General features: G+C 52.5%; 11 protein-coding genes. 5 read left to right on the forward strand and 6 right to left on the reverse strand.

Going from position 1 to position 10,850, the window contains the following annotated elements; translation table 11 throughout:
* Together grxC and AAGC78_RS21355 are read right to left on the reverse strand one after the other, a co-directional pair.
* On the reverse strand, window positions 1–227 hold a 227-nt coding region (grxC, locus tag AAGC78_RS21350), incomplete at its 3' end, for a glutaredoxin 3 (RefSeq protein WP_435786132.1).
* Window positions 228–255: 28 nt separating this feature from the next.
* Window positions 256–669 (reverse strand): rhodanese-like domain-containing protein, encoded by a 414-nt coding sequence (locus AAGC78_RS21355; protein WP_435786133.1) that lies wholly within the window; start codon window positions 667–669, stop codon window positions 256–258.
* 368 nt (window positions 670–1,037) lie between these two features.
* Between AAGC78_RS21355 and gpmI the strand changes: the two genes are divergently transcribed.
* The 5 genes from gpmI (at window position 1,038) to AAGC78_RS21380 (ending at window position 6,774) form a co-directional block, all read left to right on the forward strand.
* A complete protein-coding gene (gene gpmI, locus AAGC78_RS21360) occupies window positions 1,038–2,585 on the forward strand; it encodes a 2,3-bisphosphoglycerate-independent phosphoglycerate mutase (RefSeq protein ID WP_435786134.1) in 1,548 nt (515 codons plus the stop codon).
* A gap of 85 nt (window positions 2,586–2,670) precedes the next feature.
* Entirely contained in the window at window positions 2,671–3,852 is a 1,182-nt protein-coding gene (locus AAGC78_RS21365) for a murein hydrolase activator EnvC family protein (RefSeq protein ID WP_435786135.1), read from the forward strand.
* A 296-nt stretch (window positions 3,853–4,148) separates the two neighbouring features.
* Window positions 4,149–5,492, forward strand: coding sequence for a S41 family peptidase (locus AAGC78_RS21370; protein WP_435786142.1), 1,344 nt, complete (start codon window positions 4,149–4,151; stop codon window positions 5,490–5,492).
* A gap of 6 nt (window positions 5,493–5,498) precedes the next feature.
* On the forward strand, window positions 5,499–6,407 hold the full coding sequence (locus tag AAGC78_RS21375; protein ID WP_435786136.1) for a divergent polysaccharide deacetylase family protein: 909 nt from the start codon (window positions 5,499–5,501) through the stop codon (window positions 6,405–6,407).
* Between the two features lie 142 nt (window positions 6,408–6,549).
* Window positions 6,550–6,774: a DUF6316 family protein gene (locus tag AAGC78_RS21380; RefSeq protein ID WP_435786137.1), complete on the forward strand. Its 225-nt coding sequence runs from the start codon at window positions 6,550–6,552 to the stop codon at window positions 6,772–6,774.
* Between the two features lie 70 nt (window positions 6,775–6,844).
* Here AAGC78_RS21380 and hisF read toward each other — a convergent pair whose 3' ends face one another.
* The 4 genes from hisF to hisH form a co-directional block, all read right to left on the reverse strand.
* Window positions 6,845–7,618 carry an imidazole glycerol phosphate synthase subunit HisF gene (gene hisF / locus AAGC78_RS21385; RefSeq protein ID WP_435786138.1) on the reverse strand — a complete coding sequence of 258 codons (774 nt, stop codon included), beginning with the start codon at window positions 7,616–7,618 and terminating at the stop codon, window positions 6,845–6,847.
* A gap of 12 nt (window positions 7,619–7,630) precedes the next feature.
* A complete protein-coding gene (gene hisA / locus AAGC78_RS21390; RefSeq protein ID WP_435786139.1) occupies window positions 7,631–8,362 on the reverse strand; it encodes a 1-(5-phosphoribosyl)-5-[(5-phosphoribosylamino)methylideneamino]imidazole-4-carboxamide isomerase in 732 nt (243 codons plus the stop codon).
* 123 nt (window positions 8,363–8,485) lie between these two features.
* A complete protein-coding gene (locus AAGC78_RS21395) occupies window positions 8,486–10,042 on the reverse strand; it encodes a serine hydrolase domain-containing protein (RefSeq protein ID WP_435786140.1) in 1,557 nt (518 codons plus the stop codon).
* Window positions 10,043–10,143: 101 nt separating this feature from the next.
* Complete coding sequence (hisH, locus tag AAGC78_RS21400) at window positions 10,144–10,800, reverse strand: imidazole glycerol phosphate synthase subunit HisH (RefSeq protein ID WP_435786141.1); 657 nt, start codon at window positions 10,798–10,800, stop codon at window positions 10,144–10,146.
* Window positions 10,801–10,850 lie beyond the last annotated feature (50 nt).

Here is a 10,850-nt window from a genome sequence, read left to right on the forward strand (position 1 = left end):
CCCGCTTTATCCAGCGCCCAGAGATCGGTAAAACCGCCGACATGGGTGTCGCCGATCCAGATCTGCGGAACTGTGCGCTGCCCGCTTTTGGTCATCATTTCCTGACGCAATTGCGGTTGGCTATCGACGCGAATCTCTTCCACAGCAACACCCTTTTGCGCCAACAGCTTCTTGGCATTAACGCAAAAAGGACAAACTGCAGTGGTGTACATCAACACGCGAGCCATAACAAACTCCAAAATTTAAGACTATTAATTACTTGCCTTTCACCAGCGGCAGATTTTGCGCCTGCCACTCGGCAATGCCACCGCCTAAACGGCGAACATTAAAACCTTCTTTGCCGAGGAAGCGCCCGACAGTGCCAGCATGTTGACCAAGCTTGTCGATCAGGATGATGGTTTTGTCTTTGTACGCAATCACTTCGGTCGTTTCTTTACTCAACTTCGCGTAGGGAATATTCAATGCGCCCACAATGTGGCCCGCTTTGAACTCCGCGCTATCGCGCAGGTCGACCAATACTGCATTGCCTTCATTCACCAAACGAGTCACTTCATGCGGAGTAACCGGACGGCCACTTTTAATGCGGTCGCGCCATACATAAACGTAAATCAACACGATCAGGATGGTAACCAGGAGCCATTCCTGGGAAACAAAAGCGAAAAAATCCACGGTAATTGCCTTCTTGAATATTTGCGATGAATGGTAAAAAACCGCCCGATTTGTGTCAGTGGGAAAAGAGTGGGGGCACGCAGAGTGAATTTCAATGCAGGCCATCGCAAACTTTGCCGGTGCAGGCGATAAGGCGCGGGAGTATACACGATTGCATCGGCCAAATTGGCGCGGCTTTATCGCGGCTATAGCCAGAATTGCACAGGCTTAAAGCCTCTTTGACATAGAGTTACGGCGCTCAACCCGCTAGAATGCAAGTCATTCGCGGGCGCAAGCCCGAGGCATTACCCCAAGGTTGCATACTGAAGCTGTCACAAGCGGCTCCCGGAATCGACCGATTCATGTTCATCCGACATTGGAAGCGATTTATGAGCGCGAAAAAACCTGTAGTTCTGCTGATTCTCGATGGTTACGGCTATTCGGAAAAAACCAAATACAATGCTGTCTACGCCGCAAACACTCCAGTGTATGACAATCTCTGGAAAACCTGCGCCAATACCTTGATCGATACCTCGGGTATGGCCGTTGGCTTGCCAGATGGCCAGATGGGCAACTCTGAAGTTGGCCACACCACCATCGGCGCTGGCCGCGTGGTTTACCAAAATTTTACCCGCATCAATAAATCCATCAGCGACGGCGATTTTTTTACCAACCCCGAATACGTGAAAGCGATCGACAGCGCTATCGCCAATGACAAATCCGTACACATCCTCGGCTTGTTGTCCGAAGGCGGCGTGCACGCGCATCAGGATCACATGTACGCAATGATCAAAATGGCAGTGCAACGCGGAGCCAAAAACGTTTACCTGCACGCGTTCCTCGACGGCCGCGATACACCACCGCGCAGCGCGGAATCATCACTGCAACAAGCAGAAGACCTGTTTAAAGAATTGGGCACTGGCCGCGTAGCTTCTATTATCGGCCGCTACTTTGCTCTGGACCGCGACAACCGTTGGGATCGCGTAAAAGCGGCTTACGATGTGATGGTGACCGGCGATTCTGAATTCGACGCGCTTACCGCCGTCGATGGTTTGAAAGCAGCTTACGAGCGCGGCGAAAACGATGAATTCGTAAAAGCGACCGTGATCTGCGGTGAAGATGAAGAAGTTGCGACCATCAATGATGGCGACTCAGTTATTTTCATGAACTTCCGTCCTGATCGCGCACGCGAAATTACCCGCGCATTGATCGATGAGCCGTTCGACGGTTTTGATCGCGGCGACACTCATCCGGCAATTGCGCATTTTGTGCAAACCACCGAATACGCCTCCAGCATCAAAGCGCCTATCGCCTATCCACCTGAGAGCCTCGCAAATTCATTTGGTGAATATCTTTCCGGCTTGGGCAAAACCCAATTGCGTATCGCAGAAACTGAAAAATACGCGCACGTGACTTTCTTCTTTAACGGCGGCAACGAAGTTGTTTATCCGGGCGAAGACCGTATTCTGGTGCCGTCACCACAAGTGGCAACCTACGATTTGCAACCGGAAATGAGCGCGCCGGAAGTGACCGATAAATTGGTTGCGGCGATTGAGTCCGGCAAATACGACGCGATCATTTGTAACTACGCCAACTGCGATATGGTCGGTCACTCAGGTTTGATGGAAGCGGCAATCAAAGCGGTAGAAGCGATTGATGTGTGTCTCGGCCGCGTGCTTGCGGCAGTGGAAAAAGTAGGCGGCGAAGCGCTGGTCACTGCTGACCACGGCAACGTAGAAGAAATGTTCGACGAAGAAACCGGTCAGCCACACACCCAACACTCCACTCTGCCTGTGCCGTTTATTTTCATCAGCGCGCGCAAAGGTGCATTGGCATCCGGCGGTTCACTTGCGGATGTAGCACCGACCATGTTGTATCTGATGGGCATTCCACAGCCCGCAGAAATGACCGGTAAAAACCTGATTACCCTGGGCTAATCCAACCAGCGGAAAAGATCGGGGTGGAACAAAGCTTCCACCCCGATTGTCAGTGCCAAACAATCCCATTCAGATAACAAAAAACATGATTCGTTTTTTTGCATTTTCCAAAACCATCGCATTCAACAGTTTGCTCTGCGCCTTGCTGGTTATGCCTGGCCATGGATTCGCCGATGAAAAAGCGGATATGGCAAAGTTGCAAAAAGAAATTGAAGCGCTGCAAAAAGAATTAAAAAAAGTGCAGGGCACACGTTCGGATTTGCAAAAAGATTTGGAAAAATCCGAAACGCAAATTAACGAACTGCAAAAAAAAGCTGATGAGATCAACAAAGAACTCAAGCAGCAAAACAACGAATTAAACCAACTGAAAAATGAGCGCAGCCAACTCGAACAGGCGCGCAAAAACCAGCAGGCACAAATTGCCGAGCAGATGCGCGCCGCACACAAGTTGGGCGAGCAGAGCGAAGTTAAAGTGTTATTGAATCAGGAAGCGCCGGATAAAGTATCGCGCATCATGAAATACCACAGTTATTTTATGGAAGCGCATGCGGGCAAAATGCAAACTTATCTGGATACCATCACCCGTATCGATGCGCTCACGCCGGAAATAGAAAAAAAAACTCTTGAGTTAGGCGGCATGCAAGCGGAATTGGATGCCCAGCGCGCGCAATTGAAAACCATCCACGGCGAACGCCAGCAAGCGCTCACCAAAGTAAATCAGGACCTGAAAAGTAAAAATCAGGAACTCAACCAACTCAGCGAAGACCGCCGTCGCCTGCAGGCATTGTTGGAGCGCGTCACCAAAAGTGTCGCCACCACCGGCGCGGTTAATTCCCCCAGCTATGTTCCCCTTCCCAAAGGCGGCGAAAAATTTTCCCTGCGCAAAGGTCGCTTGCCCTGGCCAACCCAGGGCAGCATGATCCATCGTTTCGGTAGCGCCAGAATTGCCGGACAGATGAACTGGAACGGTGCTTATATTTCAGCACCCATGGGCAATAAAGTGGTTGCTGTTCACCACGGCCGGGTAGTGTTTGCCGATTATTTTGGCGGCCACGGTTTGCTGGTGATTGTGGATCACGGCGAAGGCTATTTAAGCCTCTATGCACACAACCAGAATCTGTTGAAAAAAGCCGGCGAGCCGGTGACTGCTGGTGAAGCTATTGCCAATGTCGGCAATTCGGGCGGGCAGGCCAGTACCGGTTTGTACTTTGAAATTCGCCACAACGGCAAACCTATCGACCCGGGCACATGGCTTGCACGCGGATAATTTTGGCTAATCAGCAGTGATCTGCGCTAGCGCCGGAATTATTTTGTATAGCATCTGTCATTTTTAAACGGTTTGCCTTAGTGTGCGCGCGCTGCGGTTACACTTGCTTGGCACCGCTCATGCATTTACATTTCAGTCGTTGTTAGTTTGCTGCACTCGCTGTTGCCATCATTGTGGTCATACTTGTTGTAATAATTGTTGCGATCGTCGGAGACGTTATGTTTCGCGCTGCTTTTACCCCCGGATTCAAGGCCAGTTTGGTTAACAAAATTGTCGCGCCCGCCACGCTCTTAAGTATGTTGGTATCGGCAAGCTGTTTTGCAGACGGACCCAAAGTGACCGGCCCCGATGCCGGTTTGTTGCCGCTGGAAGAACTGCGCACCTTCACCCGCGTGTACGATCACGTCCGCAACGGCTATGTCGATCAAATCGACGATGCCAAACTGCTCGAATATGCCATCAAAGGCATGATCGCCGAGCTCGATCCGCACTCCGCTTATCTCGATAAAGAAGCCTTCGCCGAACTGCAATCCAGCACCTCAGGCGAATTTGGCGGCGTGGGTATCGAAGTCAGCATCGATGAAGGCTACATCAAAGTCATCACCCCTATCGACGACAGCCCCTCCGCCAAAGCCGGAATCATGTCGGGCGATGTGGTGACCCGCATCGACGACAAACCAATTAAAGGCATGGACCTGAACAAAGCGATCAATTTGATGCGCGGCCCCAAAAACAGCCCGATCAAATTGACCATTGCGCGCGAAGGAACCGACCAACCGCTGGAATTCAATTTGTTGCGCGACATCATCAAAGTACAGAGCGTGCGCACGCGTATGCTGGATGATGATTACCTGTATATCCGCATCGCCCAATTCCAATTGGATACCGGCAAAGACGTGGCGCAAAAACTGCGCGAGCAATTGAAAAAGTCGGCCAAAACCAAAGGTATTATTCTCGACTTGCGCAACAACCCCGGCGGCGTATTGCAGTCCTCGGTTGAAGTGGTCGATGCCTTCCTCGACGGCGGACAAGTGGTTTACACCCAGGGTCGCCTCGATAACAGCAACATCAGTTACAACGCCGAAGCGGGCGACCTGACCGGCGGTTTACCGCTGGTGGTATTGATCAATGACGGTTCGGCATCGGCATCGGAAATCGTTGCGGGCGCCCTGCAAGACCATCAGCGCGCAGTCATTATGGGCACGCGCAGTTTTGGTAAAGGCTCGGTGCAGTCGGTAATCCCGATCAGTAACGACCGTGCGATCAAACTTACCACCGCGCTTTACTACACCCCCAACGGCCGTTCGATCCAGGCACAGGGCATTGAGCCGGATGTCAGTGTCGAGCGGGTAAAAGTAGGCGATATCCAACCGGGTACAAATACCACCGAAGCTGACTTGGCGCGCCATCTGGGTAATGCCAAAGGCGGTCAGGAAAGCACCAGTAAGGATCGTGCCAGCAAGCGCACCAGCAGCGCCGATCTGCTCAAAGAGGACAACCAGCTTCACGAGGCATTGAACCTGCTTAAGGGGCTGAATATTTTTATCCAGCGCGCGCCGGTTGCAGCCCATGACCATGTCGAGCAACCCGGTATTGCGCCGAATATTGTCGTCCAACCCGAACGCCCTTCCGCCGAATAACCACCCGTGCCGAGAGGGAATCGCGCCAGCTTAATCGCCTCCGGCATCGCCCTTCTGCTCGCTGCCAGTCTTGCAATTAGCCAGCCCGCGCTGGCGCAAGGCCGGCTGGCAATCATAATCGATGATATTGGCTACAACCTCGTACTCGGCAAACGCAGTGCCGATTTAACCGGCGATTTCACCCTCGCGGTTTTACCCTTCACTCCCCACGGTGTTGAACTGGCCGAGCGCGCCCACAAACGCGGCAAGGAAATCATGCTGCATGCGCCTATGAGCAATCGCCACAACTATCCTCTTGGGCGCGGCGGTTTGGTGATGGGCATGGAGCGCAGTGAGTTTCTCGCAGTATTGCGCCGCAATCTGGCCAACATCCCCTACGTAAAAGGCGTCAACAACCATATGGGCAGCTTATTGACCGAGCAGGCCGAGCCGATGGGCTGGTTGATGGAGGAGCTGAAGCAGCGGCAATTGTATTTCGTCGATAGCCGCACCAGCGCCCAGACGCAGGCACTGATCATGGCGGAGCAGATCCAGCTGCCGAGTCGCCGACGCGATGTGTTTCTCGACGATGAACGCACCCGCGCCAATATCCAGTTCCAGTTATTGCGCGCGCTCAAGCAGGCGAGCAAGCAGGGCACTGCTATCGCCATCGGCCATCCCTACCCGGAAACTCTCGCTGAACTTGAGCAATTACAGCCTCTACTGGACCAGTTTGATGTGCAGTTGGTGAAGGCTTCGCAGCTGATGATTAAGGCGCCGCCGCAAACAGCAAAGCGTAAAGTCCGTCACAAAAACGATATTTGCCTTGCTCCACCCATGGGTCTTTGGCCACAAGTATGGGCACCAATTGACCCCTTCGCGGTCGACCAATTACTGGTGGCTGCAGGGATTGAGCATAGAAATGTTAAAAAATGATGTTTTGGTTATTAACATTTCGCGTCCAAAGACCAACTAAATCTAGCCGCCACTTCTTTTTGCTGTCTATAATCTGCGAGGGTGATATTTGATCAACCCAAACAGGGATCCGATGAATCGGGAACAATAGTGAGGAGTTAACATGGCTACATCAAACAGAGCAGGCGAGCAGGGTTCAGTTCCTTCACGTCACGGTCGCTACCTACAAAAAGATGGCTACTGGTACTACACCACCCGCGAAGGCGTGGATATAGGCCCGTTTGATAGCCGCGATGACGCAGAAACGGGCGTCGCAGAATTCATTGATTTTATTCAGGCCTCCGAACCAAAAGTGTCGGACATGCTTAAACAGTATCGCGCGGCCTAAAGCCCGCTTTGGGCCGGATACAAGAAGGGCGCTCTATGAGCGCCCTTTTTTGTTGGTCGTAAAACCGAGCTTACAACCGCACCTCAATGCCCTGACTGCGCATAAACTCTTTGGCTTGCGGCACCGTGTACTCGCGGAAGTGGAAGATACTCGCCGCTAACACCGCATCAGCGCGGCCTTCTGTCACACCATCAACCAAATGCTGCAAATTCCCCACACCACCGGAAGCAATCACCGGTACTGGCACCGCATCGCTGATCGCGCGGGTGACGCCCAGGTCATAACCTTTTTTGGTGCCGTCGCCATCCATACTGGTCAGCAGGATTTCGCCCGCGCCGTATTCCGCCATACGGATCGCCCACTCCACCGCATTGATGCCGGTAGGTTTACGGCCGCCGTGGGTGAAGATCTCCCAGCGTGGCTCTTCGCCCGCAAGGCTCACTTTTTTCGCATCAATCGCCACCACTATGCACTGCGCACCAAAGCGATCTGAAGCAGCCTTCACGAAATCCGGATTAAACACCGCCGCCGAGTTAATCCCGACTTTATCCGCGCCAGCGTTAAGCATGGTACGGATGTCATCCACGGTACGAATACCACCGCCAACCGTGAGCGGGATAAACACCTCGCTGGCGATTTTCTCTACCGTATGCACAGTAGTGTCGCGCCCTTCATGGGTCGCGGTGATATCGAGAAAGGTAATCTCGTCCGCGCCTTCCTGGTTGTAGCGCTTGGCAATTTCCACCGGATCACCCGCATCGCGGATATCCAGGAATTGCACCCCTTTCACCACGCGACCGTTATCGACATCAAGGCAGGGAATTATGCGTTTTGCGAGAGCCATAAACAGTTCCGATTAATTTGCGTCGCAGTAAGCCTGCGCTTCGGCCATGGTCAGTGTGCCTTCATAGATTGCGCGGCCGGTGATGGCTCCGCAAATCCCGTGATGGGCTTCTGCTTTGAGCGCACGGATATCGTCCATATTGGTAACGCCGCCGGAGGCGATAACCGGAATACTGGAGGCCTGCGCCATAGCGACAGTCGCCTGCACATTTACACCTTGCATCATGCCGTCGCGGGCAATGTCGGTATAAACGATGCTGCTCACGCCGTCTTGCTCAAAGCGCTTCGCCAACTCGCTCGCCTGTACGTTGGATACTTCTGCCCAACCATCCGTGGCAACCCAGCCGTCTTTGGCATCTAGACCAACAATAATGTGACCAGGAAATTGCTTGCACATATCGGTCACAAATTGCGGCTCTTTCACCGCTTTGGTGCCGATAATCACGTACTCAACACCGGCGTTCAGGTAATACTCGATGGTTTCCGCACTGCGGATACCACCGCCAATCTGGATCGGCAGCTTGGGATAGGCTTTGGCGATAGCTGTCACCACGCCACCATTGACCGGCTTGCCTTCAAAAGCGCCGTTGAGATCAACCAGGTGCAAACGGCGGCAACCTTGTTGCACCCATTGTGCAGCCATTGCGACGGGATCATCGGAGAAAACCGTCGAATCGTCCATCAAACCCTGGCGCAAACGCACACATTGTCCGTCTTTTAAATCAATAGCGGGGATAATTAGCATTGCAAAGTCTCATAGTGCAGCTGACAAAAGATAAGGCACAAAGGGTGCCGTCTTCAGGTAAAACCGAGGGGCGGCATTATAGATGAGTGCTGGCTGGCGGTCGATTGCTACGCAAATACAATACTATGGAGTGCGCTTACCTGTTAGGACAGGAAGCTTGCGCTCACCGAAATCCAGGTCGCGCTCACCATCAACAATCACCTTGTCGCCCGAAAAACGAAAGTTAAGCGTGAGTGTGTGATGGGTATGGCGACAAACCATCTTCACGACGAAATGGTTTTTATGAACCCAGGCTGCGCTGCTGGCCACATTATTGGCTACAGCAAATACGTTGGGGTGAAAGTACTCATCGAATGCAAACTCAGAATCAACCCAATGCTGATAACCAGCTTCTAACCTGGCCGACAGATCATCGCGATTGAAGGTAATCTGCGTTGCCGTAGAGCCAAATTCAATTACCGCAGAGCTAATGCCAAGCTCATTGGAGTCAAATGCAATACGTTTACCCGACCATAATTTAGCCAGAGCGGAGCTGCGCTTACCCTCGGCAACAGGCAGAACCAACTGCGACAACTGTTTACGCAGACGGGCGTTTTCTGCTGGTGCAGCAGCTAAGGTTCCGGCTTGCAGTTGCGGGATAAGCTCCTGCCAAACACTATCGAGGGTTATCCTCATATCCTGGCTGCCGCTGGTGACTGCCAATACCAGATCGTATTCAGGCAGGATAAAACAGAATTGCCCGAAGGCCCCGTCAGCCCTGTAGCCATAACCAACGTTGCGCCAGAACTGAAAACCATACCCTTGATCCCAAAAACCCTCAGGATTGCTGCCATTGGATACCTGCTTGGCCGCCGACATGGCAATCCATTCTGCTGGTAACAATTGCTTGCCATTCCATGCACCCTGGTTCAAATAAAGCTGGCCAAACTTGGCGATATCTTCCGTAGTGAGATAAAGGCCAAAACCACCGTAAGTAATGCCGTCCCGACTTTGCTCCCAAGGGTGTTGATAGATACCCAGCGGCTCGAACAAACGCGGCCTTAGGTAATCCACCAGTTTTTGACCGGTTACCTTCTGGATAATCGCCGAGAGCATGTAGGTTGCCCCCGAGTTATACACAAACAAGGTGCCGGGCTTGTGATCAAATGGTTGCGCGAAGAATATGCGCGCCAGACCGGGATCTGTCGCCATAAACATCGCTTCAAACGGGTCCTGCTCCTGACCGGTACTCATAGTCAGCAAATCCTTCACTCGCAGGTTTTTCAGATGCTCACTCGGTTGCGAGGGAAGATCATCCGGAAAAAACTTGATCACCGGGTCATAAATACCAAGGCGCTTTTCCGCCACGGCAAAACCTATGGCCGCCGAGGTAACACTTTTACTCATCGACCAAATCTGGTGAACTTCCTGTTTCCGATAGGGTGCCCACCAGGCTTCAGCAATTTTTTTACCATGGCGAAGCAATACAAAGCTGTGTGCGGAGGGAGAGTTTTTTTCGAGCCGATCAACGAACTTGCGTATTGCAGACGAAGGAACACCCTCTGCTTCCGGCGTACTTTCGATAAACTGGTTTTCTACTACCAGCCCATGGGAGTGAGCATCAGCCAGGGAAAATTGCCAACTAAAACCGAGGCAAATCAGCAGAAAGAGGCGAGGAAGAGGACGGGCGAATGACATCATTTCAAGCTCCTGCATAAATCCTTGTTGCAACAACCTGTGAACCTGCTACGAACCTGAAAAGACCCGATCAACGATCAGGCCTCTTAATTAGGCATTGATAATCAGGCCTTGCCATCCCACTGTAAAAAATTCTTCAACAACTGTAATCCAGCGGTATGGCTCTTTTCCGGATGGAATTGCACGGCAAACAGGTTATCGCGCGCCAAGGCGGCATGGAATGGCAAGCCATAGTCGCAAGTTGCGGCAACCTGGTTGGCATCTTCGGCCAAAATGTAAAAACTGTGCACGAAATAGAAACGGCTGTCTTGCGCGATACCAGCCCAAAGAGGATGGTCATTATGATGCACCTGATTCCAACCCATATGCGGCACTTTCAGGTGATTTCCTGCCGCATCATGATAGTTTTCGCCGAAGAAGCGCACATTTCCGCCCAAAATGTCGATGCAATCCACACCGCCGTTTTCTTCGCTGTGCTCCATCATCGCCTGCATGCCGACACAAATCCCCAGCACCGGTTTACCGGTGGCGATTTGGTCGCGCAAGAGCTGGTCGAAACCGAGGCGTTTGATTTCCGCCATGCAGTCGCGTATCGCGCCTACACCGGGGAATACCACGCGGTCGGCTGCCGCTACTACGGCGGGATCGGATGTCACCACGACATTTTGCTCGGGCGCTACGTGGCTCAGGGCGCTGGCCACCGAGTGCAAATTGCCCATGCCGTAATCGATAACGGCGACTGTTTGTTTACCACTTGTCATAAATCAGAGGCTACCTTTGGTGGACGGCATAATGCCTTCCATACGCGGAT

Source organism: Cellvibrio sp. (genome assembly GCF_039207905.1).
GTDB lineage: Bacteria > Pseudomonadota > Gammaproteobacteria > Pseudomonadales > Cellvibrionaceae > Cellvibrio.